Origin of the sequence: Saccharopolyspora sp. CA-218241, from assembly GCF_050954615.1 — a bacterium.
Lineage (GTDB): Bacteria > Actinomycetota > Actinomycetes > Mycobacteriales > Pseudonocardiaceae > Saccharopolyspora > Saccharopolyspora cebuensis.
Genome location: NZ_CP191860.1, coordinates 2911607 through 2928519, shown reverse-complemented (window position 1 = coordinate 2928519; position 16913 = coordinate 2911607). Strand labels below are relative to the sequence as shown.

General features: G+C 73.8%; 17 protein-coding genes. 6 read left to right on the top strand and 11 right to left on the bottom strand.

Features of this window, described 5'->3' with window-relative positions; translation table 11 throughout:
- Positions 1–22: 22 nt before the first annotated feature.
- The gene (locus tag ACQP0T_RS13900) at positions 23–706 is read left to right on the top strand and encodes a GntR family transcriptional regulator (RefSeq protein ID WP_433873529.1); all 684 of its coding nucleotides are present in this window, start codon (positions 23–25) and stop codon (positions 704–706) included.
- 135 nt (positions 707–841) lie between these two features.
- Positions 842–1237, top strand: a complete 396-nt coding sequence (locus ACQP0T_RS13895) for a VOC family protein (protein WP_433873527.1) — start codon at positions 842–844, stop codon at positions 1235–1237.
- A 58-nt stretch (positions 1238–1295) separates the two neighbouring features.
- Here the strand turns inward: ACQP0T_RS13895 and ACQP0T_RS13890 are convergent, their stop codons facing one another.
- From ACQP0T_RS13890 to ACQP0T_RS13880, 3 genes are all read right to left on the bottom strand, one after another.
- Complete coding sequence (locus tag ACQP0T_RS13890; RefSeq protein ID WP_433873712.1) at positions 1296–2405, bottom strand: SPFH domain-containing protein; 1110 nt, start codon at positions 2403–2405, stop codon at positions 1296–1298.
- Positions 2406–2482: 77 nt separating this feature from the next.
- Complete coding sequence (locus ACQP0T_RS13885; RefSeq protein WP_345366373.1) at positions 2483–2911, bottom strand: NfeD family protein; 429 nt, start codon at positions 2909–2911, stop codon at positions 2483–2485.
- A gap of 55 nt (positions 2912–2966) precedes the next feature.
- Positions 2967–3782 (bottom strand): DUF3097 domain-containing protein, encoded by an 816-nt coding sequence (locus tag ACQP0T_RS13880; RefSeq protein ID WP_433873525.1) that lies wholly within the window; start codon positions 3780–3782, stop codon positions 2967–2969.
- Between the two features lie 136 nt (positions 3783–3918).
- Here ACQP0T_RS13880 and ACQP0T_RS13875 point away from each other — a divergent pair, with 136 nt between their 5' ends.
- Positions 3919–4692 (top strand): hypothetical protein, encoded by a 774-nt coding sequence (locus ACQP0T_RS13875; RefSeq protein WP_433873522.1) that lies wholly within the window; start codon positions 3919–3921, stop codon positions 4690–4692.
- Between the two features lie 128 nt (positions 4693–4820).
- On the opposite strand, the gene ACQP0T_RS13870 is transcribed toward ACQP0T_RS13875, so the two are convergent.
- The 3 genes from ACQP0T_RS13870 to fabG form a co-directional block, all read right to left on the bottom strand.
- Positions 4821–5843 (bottom strand): ferrochelatase, encoded by a 1023-nt coding sequence (locus tag ACQP0T_RS13870; RefSeq protein ID WP_433873520.1) that lies wholly within the window; start codon positions 5841–5843, stop codon positions 4821–4823.
- A gap of 182 nt (positions 5844–6025) precedes the next feature.
- Positions 6026–6793, bottom strand: a complete 768-nt coding sequence (gene fabI / locus ACQP0T_RS13865; RefSeq protein ID WP_345366379.1) for an enoyl-ACP reductase FabI — start codon at positions 6791–6793, stop codon at positions 6026–6028.
- Between the two features lie 95 nt (positions 6794–6888).
- Positions 6889–7593 (bottom strand): 3-oxoacyl-ACP reductase FabG, encoded by a 705-nt coding sequence (fabG, locus tag ACQP0T_RS13860; RefSeq protein ID WP_433873519.1) that lies wholly within the window; start codon positions 7591–7593, stop codon positions 6889–6891.
- A gap of 184 nt (positions 7594–7777) precedes the next feature.
- Between fabG and ACQP0T_RS13855 the strand changes: the two genes are divergently transcribed.
- The 3 genes from ACQP0T_RS13855 to trxA all read left to right on the top strand — a co-directional run bounded on the left by ACQP0T_RS13855 (position 7778) and on the right by trxA (position 11685).
- Positions 7778–10636, top strand: a complete 2859-nt coding sequence (locus tag ACQP0T_RS13855; protein WP_433873517.1) for an FAD-binding and (Fe-S)-binding domain-containing protein — start codon at positions 7778–7780, stop codon at positions 10634–10636.
- Positions 10637–10715: 79 nt separating this feature from the next.
- Positions 10716–11237 (top strand): DUF7144 family membrane protein, encoded by a 522-nt coding sequence (locus tag ACQP0T_RS13850; protein ID WP_433873515.1) that lies wholly within the window; start codon positions 10716–10718, stop codon positions 11235–11237.
- Between the two features lie 82 nt (positions 11238–11319).
- On the top strand, positions 11320–11685 hold the full coding sequence (gene trxA, locus ACQP0T_RS13845; protein ID WP_433873514.1) for a thioredoxin: 366 nt from the start codon (positions 11320–11322) through the stop codon (positions 11683–11685).
- Between the two features lie 37 nt (positions 11686–11722).
- Here the strand turns inward: trxA and ACQP0T_RS13840 are convergent, their stop codons facing one another.
- From ACQP0T_RS13840 to ACQP0T_RS13820, 5 genes are all read right to left on the bottom strand, one after another.
- Positions 11723–12706: a VWA domain-containing protein gene (locus tag ACQP0T_RS13840; RefSeq protein ID WP_433873512.1), complete on the bottom strand. Its 984-nt coding sequence runs from the start codon at positions 12704–12706 to the stop codon at positions 11723–11725.
- Positions 12706–13587, bottom strand: coding sequence for a DUF58 domain-containing protein (locus tag ACQP0T_RS13835; protein WP_345366862.1), 882 nt, complete (start codon positions 13585–13587; stop codon positions 12706–12708). The genes ACQP0T_RS13840 and ACQP0T_RS13835 overlap by 1 nt, the downstream gene beginning before the upstream one ends.
- Positions 13588–13670: 83 nt before the next feature.
- Complete coding sequence (locus ACQP0T_RS13830; RefSeq protein WP_433873511.1) at positions 13671–14777, bottom strand: AAA family ATPase; 1107 nt, start codon at positions 14775–14777, stop codon at positions 13671–13673.
- Between the two features lie 261 nt (positions 14778–15038).
- The gene (mobA, locus tag ACQP0T_RS13825) at positions 15039–15617 is read right to left on the bottom strand and encodes a molybdenum cofactor guanylyltransferase (protein WP_433873509.1); all 579 of its coding nucleotides are present in this window, start codon (positions 15615–15617) and stop codon (positions 15039–15041) included.
- Positions 15618–15643: 26 nt separating this feature from the next.
- On the bottom strand, positions 15644–16912 hold the full coding sequence (locus ACQP0T_RS13820; RefSeq protein ID WP_433873508.1) for an NlpC/P60 family protein: 1269 nt from the start codon (positions 16910–16912) through the stop codon (positions 15644–15646).
- Position 16913 lies beyond the last annotated feature (1 nt).

The following is a 16913-nucleotide window of genomic DNA, read 5'->3' as shown; positions in this document are numbered from 1 at the left end:
GAGCGCAACACCGCACCACCCCGTGTCTCCCGCCACAGCCGCCGAGGCCGGACCACCGGCCGCCGACCGCGCCTACCGGCACGTCAAGGCAGGACTGCTGGACGGCGGCTTCCCCGACGGCCACCTGCTGTCCGAAGGCGAGATCGCCACGGCGCTGGAGATGTCGCGCACCCCGGTCCGCGAGGCGTTCCTCCGCCTGCAGGCCGAGGGCTTCCTGCGCCTCTACCCCAAACGCGGCGCCCTCGTCCTGCCGGTCACACCGCTGGAGGCCCGCGCGGTCCTGGAGGCCCGGCTGGCGATGGAGAGCTTCGCCATCGACAAGCTGGCCACCGAAGGCCCCGAGGCGATGCGCACCGTCGGGCGCGAACTGCTCGAGCACCCGGCCTGCGACGCGGGCGAGCTCACCGACGCCGCGCTGCACGAGGCCGACCGCGGTTTCCACGCCCACCTCGTCGCCGCCGCGGGCAACCCGGTGGTGACCGACCTCTACACCGCGCTGCGGGACAAGCAGATGCGGATCACCGCCACCGCGCGCACCCACACCGCGCGGCCGCGCATCACCCACCAGCACGGCGGTCTCGCCGAGGCCCTCCGCGACGCCGACCCCGAACTCGCCAAGCGGCGCCTGCGCGAACACCTGGTGGGAACCCTGCGCGGCCTGGGCATCTCCGGCGGCTCCTACCTCGATCCCGAAGACGAGGGCTGACCCCTTGTCCTTGAGCTTCGGGCTTGGTTCGTGATCGGGTTAGTTTTGGTCGACACTGAAGTCATCAACATTACAAACAAATCCGGTGCGCCGGAATCCGCAGCGATCCGGCGCCGACGAGGTCATGCTGGCGCCATGGAAAGCGAAGCGCGACGAGTACCCATCTGGCCGCTGATCCCCTACGACGACGAGCCCGGAGGCCTCCGGTTCCTCGTGGAAGCCTTCGGGTTCACCGAAGCGCTGGTCGTGCCCGATGACAACGGCGGCATCGTGCACGCCGAGCTGCGCTGGCCACTGGGCGGCGGCGTCATGCTGGGGACCACCGACCCGGCCAGCCCGTTCGGCAAGCCGCGCGGGTCGGCCGCGGTGTACCTGGTCACCGACTCCCCCGACGCGCTGTTCGAGCGGGCGGTGGTGGCCGGCGCCGAGGTCCTGATGCGCCCCTACGACCAGGACCACGGCTCGCGCGACTTCTCGGTGCGCGACCCCGAGGGCAACACCTTCAGCTTCGGCACCTACGCCGGGAGCTGACGCGACGCGGCGGTGGGCACCCTTCCGAGGCGCCCACCGCCGCGCGGGAGACCGGTGCTCAGGCCTGGTCCGGGCGGGCCGGCGGCGCGGAGGCCGGGGCCTGCCCGAGGGCTCCCGGCTCGCCGAGCATCCCCGGCGCCGGGACCTCCTTGCGGGCCACGGCTTCCGCCGCCCGCACCGCTTCGGCGACCTCCGGCGTGGACGAGGTGTCGAACCAGGCGCGGATCGACTCGTCCTCGTCCTCGGGCGCCTCCTGCGGCGCCTCCTCCTTCGGCGGCTCGTAGCGGAACACGCCGTCCTCACCGGGTGCACCGAGCATCCGGGCGAAGCCCTCCAGCGACTTGCCGAAGTCGCTGGGCACCATCCAGACCTTGTTCGCGTCGCCCTGCGCCATCTGCGGCAGCGTCTGCAAGTACTGGTAGGCAAGCAGCTCCGGCGTCGGCTTGCCGCGCTTGACCGCGGCGAAGACCTTCTCGATGGCCTTGGCCTGGCCTTGGGCCTGGAGGTAGCGGCTGGCCCGCTCGCCCTGCGCGCGCAGGATGCTGGACTGCCGCTCGGCCTCCGCCGAGAGGATCGCGGCCTGCTTCTCGCCCTCGGCCGCCAGGATCGCGGCCTGCTTCTCGCCCTCCGCGGTCTTGATCGCCGCTTCCCGCTGGCCCTCGGCGTTGAGGATCATCGCGCGCTTCTCGCGGTCGGCGCGCATCTGCTTCTCCATCGAGTCCTGGATGGACGGCGGCGGGTCGATCGCCTTGAGCTCCACCCGGGCCACCCGGATGCCCCAGCGCCCGGTCTCCTGGTCCAGCACGCCCCTGAGCTGGCTGTTGATCGCATCGCGGGAGGTCAGCGTCTCCTCCAGGCTCATCCCGCCGACCACGTTGCGCAGCGTCGTGGTGGTCAACTGCTCCACGCCGATGATGTAGTCGGAGATCTCGTAGACCGCCGAGCGCGAATCGGTCACCTGGAAGTAGACCACCGTGTCGATGGAGACGGTGAGGTTGTCCTGGGTGATCACCGGCTGCGGCGGGAACGAGACCACCTGCTCGCGCAGGTCGATGCGGGCCCGCACCCGGTCGAGGAAGGGAACCAGGAAGTTCAGCCCCGGGTCGGCCACCGCCCGGAACCGCCCGAGCCGCTCGACGACCGCGGACTGCGCCTGGGGCACCACCATGACGGCCTTGACCGCCACGATGATCACCAGCAGCACCACGACCGCCAGCACGATGATTTCGGTCAAAGTCTTCCTCCTCAGATCCCCGCGCCGACGACCGCGGTCGCGCCGGCGATCTCGATCACCGTCACCCGCTCGCCGACCTCGAACACGTCGTCGCCTTGCGCCCGCGCGGACCACACCTCGCCGTCGAGCCGGATCCGGCCGCCCCTGGCGTCCACTTCGGACTCCACGAAGGCCTCCTTGCCCACCAGCGCGCTGACGTTGGTGCGGAGCTCGCGCGGGTTGTTCATCCGGCGCTTGATGGCCGGCCGGACGACCGCGATCAGCCCCAGCGACACCACCGCGAAGACCACGGCGTCGAGCCACAGCGGGGCCCCCAGCACATCGACCCCCGCCGCCGCCAGCGCCGCGACGCCGAGCATCACCAGCACGAAGTCGCCGGAGAGCGCCTCGGCGGCCACCAGCACCACCCCGGCGATCAACCACAGCACAGCGGGAGTCATGCCTTCATCGTGGCAGAGGCCACCCCCGGACGAGGGCGGCTCCGCCCGGGTGTGATCAACGCGTGACGTCGACGGTGACGAAGTCGATCAGCTGCTCCACCGCGGTGAGCAGCGGGGTCCGCAACTCCCGGAAGCTCGACACCCCGGACAGCACGCGGCGCCAGCCGTCGGCCGGTTCGCCCCAGCCGAGCTCCGCGCAGACACCGCGCTTCCACTCCGTCCCGCGCGGCACCCGCGGCCACTCCCGGATGCCCACCACCTCCGGCCGGACCGCCTCCCAGATGTCCACGAACGGGTGACCGGTGACCAGCACGTGCTCGTCGTCCACCGCCTCCACCAGCCGGGCCTCCTTGCTGCCGGCGACCAGGTGGTCGACCAGCACCCCGACCCGCCTGCCGGGCTCCGGACCGAACTCCGCGAGCGCCCCCGCCAGGTCGTCGATGCCGTGCAGCGGTTCGACCACGACGCCCTCGACCCGCAGGTCGTGCCCCCAGACGCGCTCCACCAGCTCGGCGTCGTGCACGCCTTCCACCCAGATCCGGCTGCCCCGCGCGGTGCGCGCCCGCACGTCGGCCACCCGCACCGAACCGGAGGCCGACCGCCGGGTCCCCTCCGACGCCGCGGGAGCGGCCGGGCGCACCAGCGTCGCGGGCCGCCCCTCGAACAGGAACCCGGCCGGGCGCAGCGGGAACAGCCGCTGCGCGCCGTGGCGGTCCTCCAGCACGACGGCGTCCTTGTCGATCCGCACGACCGCCCCGCAGAAGCCGCTGGCCGGGTCCTCGACGACCAGCCCCTCCTCGGCGGTGATCTCGGGCACGCGTCGCCGCCGCGGCCCCGCCAGCACGTCTTCGCCGTAGTCCATCGAGCGCACGGGGCGCCACGGTAGTGCGCCCGCCCGACGGGCGCGGGCGCGACCCGCCGGTGGAGATCGCACCGCCCCTCCCCCCGGCGGCGCGGCCGGTGCCGCATCTCTACCCTTGGGCGACGTGCCCTGCGCAAGCGCAACGATGGTTGTCTGGACGTCCGCCTGGCTGCACGGCGCCGTCGCCGCCGACGACGTGCTCGATGCCCTCCAGCCGTGGGCCGAGTCGCACGAGGTGCGCGCCGCCGACGACGAGCTCGCCACCCGGCTGGACCTGCCCGGCCCCGAGGACGCCCCCGCCGGACCCGCGATGCTGCTGGCGGCGCTGCGCCGCGCCGGTGCGGCCAGCGGTGAACTGGCCCTCCCGGTCCCGGGCGATGCCCGCGGTCTCGGCGGCGGCGGGGAGTTCGGGAAGCAGGCGATGCGCGCGGGCGAAGCCGCGGTGCTACCGGAGCCGCGAATCGGTCTGGTCCCGCGGACCGCGGCCGAGGGGATCATCCGCTGGACCGCGTTCGACACCGGCGAGTTGCCCCCGGCCGAGCACGTGCCGATCGGCGAGGCCGAGCACGGCATGTCCTCGGCGATGCGCGAAGCGGCGACCGCGCTGATCGAGCTCGGCGTGGCCAAGCGCCGACCCGGGGTGCGGGAGGAGATCGCCGAGACGGTCGCTTCGCAGCCGTCGGCGACGTGGCCGCCGGAGATCCCGCAGCGGGCGCTGCGGGTGCTGCAGCGCGCCACCGAGGTCGCCGCGATCCTGTGGGTGGCCACCGAGGACGCCCCCGGCGGCGCGCTGTCGGCCTCGGCGATGCGCGGCCGCACCCAGGCGCTGCGCCCGCTGTTCGACTCGGTGCGCACCGCCCGCCGGGCCGCGGTCGCGGAAATGGTCCGCGAGCTCGCCCAGCACGCCGACAACCACTGACCCGACACCCCGGCCACCGGCTTTCACCCGTCCGGGAGCTGAGTGAGGGGCGCCCTTGTCCCAGATGCTGGGGCAAGGGCGCCCCTCACTCCGACTCCTTCACCCCTCCGGGGCGCGGTGCGCCTGGGTCAGCAGCAGCCCGGGGCGCAGGGTTCGCCGTTGGGGCTGCACCCGGCGGCGGGCAGCAACGACAGCTTGCGCGGAGCCGCCTCGTCGAGGTGCTCGCTGACCAGCTCCGCGATCAGCTCCGGGTAGCGCGGGTCGGTGCCGACCGTCGCCGCCCGGGCGAAGCCCACGCCCAGCTCGTCGGCCTTCTCCTTCGCCTCGTTGTCGAGGTCCCAGATGACCTCGAGGTGGTCGGAGACGAAGCCGATCGGGCTCACCACCACCGCGGGGACGCCCTTGGCGTGCAGCACCTCGATGTGGTCGACGATGTCGGGCTCCAGCCACGGCACCTCCGGCGGTCCCGACCGGGACTGCCACACCACGTCGTGGCCCTGCGCGCCGAGCTGCTCGGCGACCAGCCGCGCGGCTTCGGCGACCTGGCGGGAGTACCAGTGCGGGCGGCCGTCGGGACCGGGCTGCTCGTCGGCGCGCTCCGGGATCGAGTGCGCGGTGAACACCAGCCGCGCCTGCTCGCGCAGCTCCGCCGGGAGCTGTTCGGTCGCCCGCCGGATGGCGTCGGCGTTGGCCTCGACGAACAGCGGGTGGTCGAAGAACTGGCGCAGCTTGACCAGTTCCGGTGCGCCCTCCCCGACCGCGGCGCGCGCCCGGGCGATGTCCTCGTGGTACTGCTTGCACCCGGAGTAACCGCCCCACGCCGACGTGGCGAACACCAGCGCCCGCCGCACGCCGTCCTCGGCCATCCGCCCGACGGTGTCCTCGACCATCGGGTGCCAGTTGCGGTTGCCGAAGTAGAGCGGCAGTTCCCGCCCCTGCGCCGCGAGCTGCCGCTCCAGCTCGGCCATGATGTCCCGGTTCAGCCGGTTGATCGGCGACACCCCGCCGAAGTGCAGGTAGTGCTCGGCCACCTCGTCCAACCGCTCCGGCGGGACCCCGCGGCCTCTGGTGACGTTCTCCAGGAACGGGCGGACTTCCTCCGGGCCTTCCGGCCCGCCGAACGACAAGTACAGCAGCGCGTCAAAGCTCACCCGTCCATGATGACGCTGCGCTACCGGATCCGCGCATCCGGGGCCCCACCGGCCACCGGCCGGGCCAGCCGCCGCTCACCCGGGGTACCGACGCCCTCCCGACGAACAGCGGAACCGCCGCGCCCCACCGGAGCCCGAGCTTGCGACCCGGTGGGGCGCGGCGGTCCGCGAGGGGACGACCCTCAGACGCCGAGCGCGTGCACGCCGCCGTCGACCATGACCATCGAACCGGTGGTCATGGGCAGCCAGTCCGACAGCACCGCGCACACCGAACGGGCCACCGGGGTCGGGTCGTTGACGTCCCAGCCCAGCGGCGCGCGGTCGCCCCAGCTCTCCTCCAGCTCGGAGAACCCGGGGATGGACTTGGCGGCCATCGTCCGCACCGGACCGGCCGAGACCAGGTTCACCCGCACCCCGCGCGGACCGAGTTCGCGGGCGAGGTAGCGCGACGTCGCCTCCAGGGCGGCCTTGGACACGCCCATCCAGTCGTAGGCCGGCCAGGCGACCCGGGCGTCGAAGTCCATGCCCACGATGGACCCGCCGCGGTCCATCAGCGGCAGCGTCGCGGTGGCCAGCGACTTCAGCGAGTAGGCGGAGACCTCCAGGGCCGAGGAGACATCCTCCCACGGCGCGGCCAGGAAGTCGGCGCCCAGGCAGGACTGCGGGGCGAACGCGATGGAGTGCAGCACCCCGTCGAGGCCGTCGACGTGCTCGCGCACCCGGTCGGCCAGGCTGTCCAGGTGCTCGGTGCTGGTGACGTCGAGCTCGAGCACGGGGGCGGGCTTGGGCAGCCGCTCGGCGATCCGCTCCACGAGGCGCATTCGGCCGAACCCGGTCAGCACCACCTCGGCGCCCTGTTCCTGGGCCACCCTGGCGGTGTGGAACGCGATCGACGCGTCGGTGATCACCCCGGTGACCAGGATCCGCTTGCCTTCGAGCAATCCGCTCACGTGCTTCCTCCGCTGTGCGTGTGCAGGGCGCGTCGGCACCTGCGTTGCGATGTTTCCGGGCCGTCGCGGCCCGCGGACCGTCCGATGCGGACCGCTCAGTGGCCCATCCCGAGACCGCCGTCGACCGGGATGACCGCGCCGGTGATGTAGGCGGCCTCGTCGGAGGCCAGCCACCGCACGGTGCCCGCGACCTCCTCGGTGGCGGCGAACCGGGCCAGCGGGATCTGGCCGAGGATCTCCTGCTTGCGGTCCTCGGAGAGCTCGTCGGTCATGTCGGTGGTGACGAACCCGGGCGCCACCACGTTCGCGGTGATCGCGCGCGACCCGAGCTCGCGGGCGATGGAGCGGGCCATGCCGACCAGCCCGGCCTTGCTCGCCGCGTAGTTGACCTGCCCGGCGCCCCCGGACAGCCCCACCACCGAGGAGATGAAGATCATCCGGCCGCGGCGCAGGCGCAACATGCTGCTCGCCGCGCGCTTGGCGACCCGGTACGACCCGGTGAGGTTGGCCTCCAGCACTCGGCTGAACTGCTCCTCGCCCATCCGCAGCAGCAACCCGTCGTCGGTGATCCCCGCGTTGGCGACGAGCACCTCGACCCGTCCGTGCGCCGCCTCGACCTCGTCGAAGGCGGCGGCGACCTGCTCGGGATCGGTGACGTCGCAACGCACCCCGAGCAGCCCCTCCGGAGCTCCCGATCCGCGGTGGGTGACCGCGACCTTGTCGCCGGCGTCCTGGAACGCCTTGGCGATCGTCAGACCGATGCCCCGGTTGCCGCCGGTCACCAGTACGGACCGTGCCACTGTGGATCTCCTTCCGGATCGTCGGCGAGCCCGTCTCGCCAGCCGCGACAGTATCCGCTCCGCTGATCGACGCGCCCATCGCCTCCATACAGAAATCGACCCGCCGTGTCGTTGTTCCTCTACAGGGGAGCCGGGCGGCAGACTGCGCTAGGACGTGCCCCACACCGGTCGGAGCGTGGTTTCGATGACCCTCGGCAGCACCACCCCCGCCCTCGCCGCCGAACTCCGCGCGGCGGTGTCCGGACCGGCCCGGTTCGATCCGGGCACCCGCGCCCTGTACGCCACCGACGCCTCGAACTACCGGCAGGTGCCCACCGGGGTGGTGTTCCCGCGCAGCACCGACGACGTGCTCGCCGCGGTGGACATCGCCGCCCGCCACGGCGTCGCGGTGACCAGCCGCGGCGCCGGGACCAGCATCGCGGGCAACGCCTGCGGCACCGGCATCGTGCTGGACTTCGCCCGCCACCTCGACCGCGTGCTGGAGATCGACCCGGACCGGCGGACCGCGCGGGTGCAGCCGGGAGTGGTGCTCGACTCGCTGCGCGCCGCCGCCGGGGAGCACGGCCTGACCTTCGGTCCCGACCCGTCCACGCACAGCCGCTGCACCCTCGGCGGCATGATCGGCAACAACTCCTGCGGCACCCACTCGGTCGCCTGGGGCAAGACCGTCGACAACGTGCACTCGCTGGACGTGCTGCTCGCCGACGGCACCCGGCTGGAGGTCGGCGCCACCCCGGACCACGAGCTCGACGCCCGCTGCGCGCGCCAGGACCGGATCGGCGCGTTGCACCGGGAGCTGCGGGCCCTCCGCGACGACGTCGGCGACCTGGTCCGGACCTCGTTCCCCGACCTCACCCGCCGGGTCTCCGGCTACAACCTGGACCAGCTGCTGCCCGAGAACGGGTTCCACCTGGCCCGCGCGCTGGTCGGCACCGAGGGCGGGTGCGCGACGGTGCTCGGCGCCACCGTGCGGCTGGTCGAGGCGCCACCGGCCCGGGCCGTGGCGGTGCTGGGCTTCCCCGACACCTACGCCGCCGCCGACGAGGTGCCCCGGCTGCGGGGCCTGGACGTGCTGGCCATCGAGGGGCTCAGCGCCGAGCTCGTCGACGTGGTGCGGCGGCGCAACCCGCGCTCCCCCGCGCTGGCGCTGCTGCCCGGCGGGCGGAGCTGGCTGCTCGTCGAGACCGGCGGTCCGGACGCCGCCGCCGCGCGGCGCGCCGCCGAGCAGGTCGTCGGGGCGATGGGCCGGCGGGCCGAGAGCGCGGTGCACGTGGACCCCGCCCGCACCGGCGCGCTGTGGAAGATCCGCGAGGAGGGCTCGGGGTACTCCACGCGCATGGCGGGCTCCGAACGCTGGTCGGGCTGGGAGGACGCGGCGGTGCCGCCCGAGCGGCTGGGCGCCTACCTGCGGGAGTTCGACGCGCTGCTGGAGCGGTTCGGGCGCCGCGGCATCACCTACGGCCACTACGGCGACGGCTGCATCCACGTGCGCATCGACTTCGACCTGAGCGCGGCGGCGGGTGCCGCGGATTACCGCCGGTTCCTGGAGGCCGCCACCGACCTGGTCGTCTCGCACGGCGGCTCGGTCTCCGGCGAGCACGGTGACGGGCAGGCCCGCTCGGAGCTGCTGTCCCGGATGTACCCGCCCGAGGTGATCGCCGCGTTCGAGCGGTTCAAGGACGCCTTCGACCCGGCCGGGCTGCTCAACCCCGGTCAGATCGCCCGCCCCCGCCCGCTGGACGCGGACCTGCGGCTGCTGGTCGCGCCGCCGCGCGTGGACGGGCGCACCGAGCTGGCCCTGCACGCCGACGGCGGGGACCTCGCCGCCGCCACCCGCCGCTGCGTCGGCATGGGCAAGTGCCTGAACACCACAGGTGGGGTGATGTGCCCGAGCTACCGCGCCACGCGCGACGAGGAGCACTCCACCCGTGGTAGGGCGCACCTGCTGTTCGAGATGCTCGCCGGGGACGTCGTCGACCAGGGATGGCGGTCCCCCGAGGTGCGCGACGCCCTCGACCTGTGCCTGTCCTGCAAGGGGTGCAAGACCGACTGCCCGGTCGACGTCGACATGGCCACCTACAAGGCCGAGTTCCTGCACCGGCACTACCGGCACCGGGTGCGGCCCGCCGCGCACTACTCGATGGGGTTCCTGCCGCTGTGGCTGGCCCTGGGAGCCCGGGCGCCGCGGCTGACCGGACGGCTGCTTTCCGGGCCGGCGTCCGGATTGCTCAAGCGCCTCGGCGGGATCGATCCGCGGCGCGCGATCCCGCAACCCGCGCCCCGGACACTACAGGCGTGGTGGTCCCGGCGGGCGCCGCGGCGCACCACCGGATCGCCCTCGGTGCTGCTGTTCCCGGACACCTTCACCAACCACTTCGACCCCGGCATCGGGCGCGACGCGGTCGCGGCCCTGGAAGCCCTCGGCCACTCCGTCACCCTCCCCCGCTCCCCCGTCTGCTGCGGGCTGACGTGGTACTCCACCGGCCAGCTCGGCACCGCCCGCACGGCGCTGACCCGCACCGCCCGCACGCTCGACCGGGGCCTGCCGGTGATCGGCCTCGAACCGAGCTGCACCGCCTTCCTGCGCACCGACGCGCTCGAACTGGCCCCCGACGATCCGGCGGTCACCGCGCTCGCCGCCGCCACCCGGACCTTCGCCGAGTGGGTCGAACCGGCGCTGCCGGAGCACCCGACCCCGGAGGCGGAGCGCTCGGCGCTGGTGCAGATGCACTGCCACCAGTACAGCGACCTCGGGTTCGGCGCCGACCGCGCGGTGCTGGCGGCCTCCGGCGTGCGGGCCGACGTGCTGGACTCCGGGTGCTGCGGGCTCGCGGGCAACTTCGGATTCGAACGCGGCCACTACGAGGTCTCGATGGCCTGCGCCGAGCACGGCCTGCTGCCCGCGGTTCGCGCCGCCGAGCCCGGCACCGAGGTCGTCGCCGACGGGTTCAGCTGCCGCACCCAGCTGCACCAGGCCACCGGCACCCGGGCGGTGCACCTGGCGTCCCTGCTCGCCGAACGCCTGGGCGTGCGCGCGAACTGACCAGGACCTTCGCCTCCTCCGTTCCCCTCGCGCCCCGCGAGACCGTCGCACCAGGTCGAACCGAAGCCAGGGGGACAACATGACACGACCGGAATCCACACCCGGGCACGAGCAGACCGCTGCGGACACCGGCCGGGCCGGGACCACCGAGCAGGCGGACCGCGGTACCCGGCGGGAGAGCCGCCAAGAGGAAGGGGCGTGGGCCATGTCGGCCCCGCAGCGCGCGACGTCGATGTCGGGGTGGGCGGCGTTCGGCGGCTCGGTGCTGGTGCTGCTCGGCGCGTTCAACGTGATCAGCGCCCTCACCTCGTTCTTCCGGCCGGAGTACTACCTGCTCGGCGCCGACGAGCTGCTGATCTTCAACTTCACCACCTGGGGCTGGATCCTCGGCGTGCTCGGCATCGTCCAGCTCGCCGCGGGAGCGGCGGCGATGTCCGGGCAGACCTGGGCGCGGGCCGTCGGCGTCGGGTTGGCGGCCGTGTGCGCGATCGGGCACATGGCCTTCCTCGCCACCTTCCCGATCCTGTCGACGTTGATCATCGCCATGTCGATCCTGGTGATCTACGCCCTGATGGTGCCGCGCCGCCAGCCCGCCGGCTGACGGGCCGTACCCGCGCCCGCCGGGAATGCCGAGGGCCCACCGCGGTGTTCCCGGCACGAACACCGTCGCAGGGAGGAGCCGCATGGCCACCGTCGAGCTGACCGCCGAGAACTTCGACGAGGTCGTGGCAGACAACTTCGTCGTCATCGACTTCTGGGCCGACTGGTGCGGCCCGTGCCGCCAGTTCGCGCCGGTCTTCGAGAGCAGCTCGGAGACCCACGAGGACATCGTGTTCGCCAAGGTCGACACCGAGGCCCAGCCGCGGCTGGCCGGGGCCTTCCAGGTGCAGTCGATCCCGACGCTGGCGATCATCCGGGGCGGCGTGCTGGTGTTCCAGCAGGCCGGTGCCCCGCCGCAGCACGCCTTCGAGGACCTGATCCGGCAGGCCCGCGACCTCGACATGGACCAGGTCCGCGCCCAGGCCCAGGCCCAGGCCGACGGGAGCTGACCCGCGACCGCCGCCCGGCACGGCCTCCGGGCGGCGGTCAGGGCAGCCGTCTGCCGAAGAACATCGAGATCGCGGCCGCGACGATCGCGCTGAGCGTGCCGAGCACCAGCCACGGTTTGCTGGCGTCGGTGCGCTTGATCTCGTAGCCGATCTGCTCGCCGAGGGTGTCGTAGACCTCGCGGAGCTGCTCGGCGCTGGCGGCCTTGTGGAACTCGCCGCCGGAGAGCTCGGCGATCTCGCGCATCGCCTCGTCGTCGACCTCGACCCACTCCTGCTCGCCCTCGATCTCGATGCTGCCGTGGCGGGTGCCGAAGGAGATCGTCGAGATCGGGATGCCCGCGCGCTTGGCCTCCTCGGCCTTCGTGTACGCGCCGCGCGGCGCCTCGAGGTCGCGCGGGATGGTCTGTCCGCCGTCGGCCATCAGCACGATCCGCGCCGGCGGCGCCCCCGCGGGACCGCCGACCATCTTGCCGAAGGAGTCGATGGCCGACATGGAGGCGTTGATGCCGTCCCCGGTCGCGGTGGCCTCGGCCAGCTTCATGCCGTCGATGGCCTGCTTGACACTCGCCCGGTCGGTCGTGGGCATCACCAGCACCGTGGCGGTGCCCGCGAACGACACCAGGCCCAGGTTGATGCCCGGGGTCAGCTCGTCGGCGAACTCCTTGGCCGCCGCCTTGGCCGCCTCCAGCCGGTTCGGCTCCACGTCCCGGGCCTTCATGGACAGCGACACGTCGATGGTGAGCATCACCGTCGCCCGGTTGCGCGGGATGCGCTGCTCCGCCGTCGGCCCGGACAGCGCGACCGTGAGCAGCAGCAGCGCCACCGCGAGCAGCGCGGGCGGCACGTGCTTCGACCAGCCCTGGCGCTTGGCGGCGACCCGGTCGAGCACCTCCATGTTGCTGAACCGCAACGCCTCCCGGCGCCGCCGCCGCAACGCCCACACGTAGCCCGCGACCAGCGCGGCGACCACGACGAGCAGCAGCAACCACCACGGCGAGGTGAACCCGCCCAGCACCGGCATCACACCCCACCTCCGGACCAACCGCGCTTGCGGGCGACCACGAAGCGCACGACGTCGGCGATCCAGTCCGAGTCGGTGCGCAGCACCAGGTGCGCGCACCCCGCCCGGCGCAGCGCGGTGGCCACCTCGTCGCGGTGCGCGGCGGCGGCCGCGGCGAACTCCTTGCGCAGCAACGCGGAGGTGTGCACCTCGCGCTGCTTGCCGGTCTCCGGATCGGACAGCACCACGGTCCCCACGTCGGGCAGTTCCACGTCGCGCGGGTCGAGCACCTCGATCGCCAGCAGCGAATGCCGCGTGCCGAGCCCCCGCAACGCGCGCTGCCACCCGGTGGGACCGAGGAAGTCCGAGATCACCACGGCGAGCCCGCGGCGGCGCGGTGGACGGCGCATCGCCTCCAGCAGACCGCCGAGATCGCCCCGGGTGCCCTCCGCCGCGCGGGGCGTCCCGGCGACCCGCTTGAGCAGCGCCCGCGATCCCGCGCGACCGCCCTGCGCGGGCATCCGGACCGGCCCGGTGCCGTTGTCCACGACGGCACCGATCCGGTTGCCGCTGCCGCTGGTCAGGTGCGCCACCGCGGCCAGCGCCGCGACGGCCAGCTCCCGCTTGTCGCAGGCCCCGGAACCGAAGTCCAGCGACGGGGACAGGTCCACCGCCGCCCAGGTCTCCAGCTCCCGGTCCGCGACGGTCTGCCGGATGTGCGGATCCCCGGTCCGGGCGGTGACGGCCCAGTCCATCCGGCGCACGTCGTCGCCGGGCTGGTAGCCGCGCGCCTCACCGGGCTCGGTGCCCGGCCCGGGCACCAGGCCGAGGTGGTTGCCCTGGAGCAGGCCGTCGAGGCGACCGCGCACCGCCAGTTCCAGCGAGCGCAGCGCCACCTCCATGCGGCCGTGGTCGAGGGCGGGCGGGGCCCACGGGGGACGTTCTTCGTCGGACGGGCGTGCTGCCTGCACCGCTGCTGCGCCCCTCACGCCTGCGGGTGGTGCGGCCCGGCGGGCTGGCCGTAGCCGACCGGCCCGGACGGCACCGGCGACGGACCGGCCTGGGGCCGCGCCGACACCTGCGGCAGCGGCACGGTCTGCAGCACCCGGTTGACGATGTGGTCGACCGGGATGCCGTCGGCCAGCGCGTCGTAGGACAGCACCAGCCGATGCCGCAGCACGTCCGGGACCACGTCCACCACGTCCTGCGGGAGCACGTAGTCCCGGCCGCGGACCAGGGCCAGCGCGCGGGCGGCCGAGACCACGCCGAGGCTGGCGCGGGGCGAGGCGCCGTAGGAGACCCAGCCCGCGATGTCGGACAGGCCGTGGTCGTTGGGCAGCCGGGTGGCCACCACGAGCCGGACCACGTAGTCCACCAGCGCGTGGTGCACGAACACCGTCGAGGCGACCTGCTGCAACCGGATCAGCTCGTCCGGGTCGAGCACCGGGTTCGGTTCCGGGGTGCTCACGCCCATCCGGTAGATGATCTCGCGCTCCTCCTCCGCGGAGGGGTACTCGACGGGCAGCTTGAACAGGAAGCGGTCCCGCTGCGCCTCCGGCAGCGGGTACACGCCCTCGTTCTCGATCGGGTTCTGGGTGGCCAGCACCAGGAACGGCGAGGGCATCGGGAAGCTCTGGCCGCCGATCGAGACGTGCCGCTCGGCCATCACCTCCAGCAGCGCGGACTGGACCTTTGCCGGGGCGCGGTTGATCTCGTCGGCCAGCACGAAGTTGGCCAGCACCGGACCGAGCTCGACGTCGAACCGCTCGCTGCCCTGCCGGTAGATGCGGGTGCCGAGGATGTCGGAGGGCACCAGGTCGGGGGTGAACTGCAACCGGGAGAACGAGCCCCCGACGACCCGGGCGAAGGTCTCCACGGCCAGCGTCTTGGCCACGCCGGGCACGCCTTCGAGCAGGATGTGGCCCTTGGACAGGAGGCCGACGAGCATCCGCTCGACCAGCCGGTCCTGCCCGACGATCACCCGCTTGACCTCGAAGACGGTGCGCTCCAGCAACTGCGCGTCCCGCGCCGGGGTGCTCACCTGGTCCGCGGGGCGGGGCAGCCCGCCCTCACCGCTGCCGGCGTCGGTCACGTCTGAGGCCTCCTGTTCAGCCGAGCGGGCAACCGGCACAGCCGGTGACGAGTTCTTCCCCACGATCCTGGCACGTGCCGCCGACTTGGACGTGACGGGGCGACGGCCGCACGTCCCCACTTCACCGCACGGGTGGTGTGACCGCTGTGAAGCGAGGGAACCGGTGATTATTTTTAGTCGACACTGAAGCCATCGATATGGCAAAATCAACCGTCGCGGCCGAGCAGCGGTCAGGGACTGCGCAGGATGCCGGGCAGGTCCTCAGCGGTCGCGAGCGCGCCGCAGATCGTCCGGGGTGTCCACGTCGGCGGACTCCCCCGCCACGTCGGGCACCAGCACCGGATCGAGTCCGGCGACCGCCGAGCGCAGCGATCCGCCCGCGGGATCGGCGGGCATCGCGGCGCGCAGCGCGGCGGTCCGCCACACCCCGATGAGCCACTGCGGCCGGTCGCCGGGATCGACGAGCACCGCGCCGGGTCGCTCCCCCACCGACCGGCGCAACCGGTCGACCGTAGCGGCGGTCACGTGCGGGTGATCGGCGGCGAGCACGGCCACGAACTCCGCGGTCCCGGGCACCCACCGGAGCCCGGCGGCCAGCCCCGCCAGCGGTCCGCCGCCCGGCGGTTCCTCCCGGGTCCACAGCACCGGGGCGCCGGTCGCGCGCCGCGGACCGACCACGACGATCGGGGCGGAACCGGCGACCGCGCCGAGCACCCGGTCCAGCAGCGTCGCCGCCCCCACCGGCAGCAGCACCTTGTCCACCCCGCCGAGCCGCCGGGCCCGCCCGCCGGCCAGCACCACGGCGGCCATCGCCGGCTCGCGGGGATCGACGTCGGTCACGGCCGCGATCCTAGCCCGGCGGCGGATCAGAGCAGGCGCACCGCGTACGGCGCGATCCCGCCGTAGCGCACCGGGGCGACCCGCACGTGCGAGCCCGAGTACGGCGCCTCGACCATCTTCCCGCCACCGAGGTAGAGGGCGACGTGGTGGATGCGGCCACCGGTCTGCCAGAACAGCATGTCGCCGCGCTGCATCCGGGACAGCGGGACCTGCTCCCCGGACCGGTACTGGTACCCGCTGTAGTGCGCGAGCTCGATCCCGACCCCGGCGAAGGCGTAGATCATCAGCCCGGAGCAGTCGAAACCCGTCTTGCGGTAGTCGCCGTGGGCGTCGGCGACCCCGCCGTCGCGGATGCCCCGGGTCGGTCCGCCGGCGTTGCCGCCGCCCCAGGCGTAGGGCACTCCGACCTGGGACAGCGCGCGCTGGACGACGACCTCGACCGCGCTGCTGGACGGCGCCGAGGAACCCGAGGACTCGGTGGTGGACGGCGGCGCCGCCGGAGCGGGCGCCGCCTGCGCCGCGGCCCACTCCCGGTAGCGGTCGCGCTGCTGCTCCATCCCGCTGACCCGGCCCCGCACCGCGGCCAGGCGCGACTCGACGGCGCTCTTGTCGGCCCGCACCTGGCGGGCCCGCTCGACCTGGCCGTTGCGGGCGTCGATCGCGGCGCGTTCGGCGGCCACCGCCGCGGCGCGCGACCGCTCGGCGACCGCCGCCGCCGCTTCCGCCCGCTGCACCGCCTCGCGCGCCAGCGAATCCTTGTTGACCCGTTCGATGCGGGCCCGTTCCAGGTCGTCGAGCACGTCGAGCTGGTCGCGGCTGACGAGGTCGAGCAGCGTGGCGCGCTCCAGCACCTCCGCGGGTGAGCGGGAGCCGAAGAACGCGGTCACCGAACCGAGCCTGCTGCCCTGGCGGTAGCTGCCCGCGGCGATCTCGTCGAGGCGGCCCCGCTGCCGGTCGACCTCCGCGGCCGCGGCCGTCGCCTCGCGCGCCGCGGAGGTCGCCGCGTACCGGGCGTCGCGGTGCGCCCGCTCGGCGCGCTGCAGGTCGACCCGGGCCTTGTTCGCGTCCTCCATCGCCAGCGCGACCCGGGCGCGCAGGTCCATCAGCCGGGTCTCGGCGGCGGCGAGCTGGTGGGTGAGGCGCCCGGCCTCCCCGGCGGTGCGTTCGGCGCGGGCCCGGCCCGCCTCGATCTCGGCGTCGCTCGGGTTCGGCGGCGCCGACGCGCCGGTGGCGGGTAGCGCGGCGCCCACCGCCGCGACGAGCGCGATCGTGGCCAGTGCGCGCTGAGGCCCCACG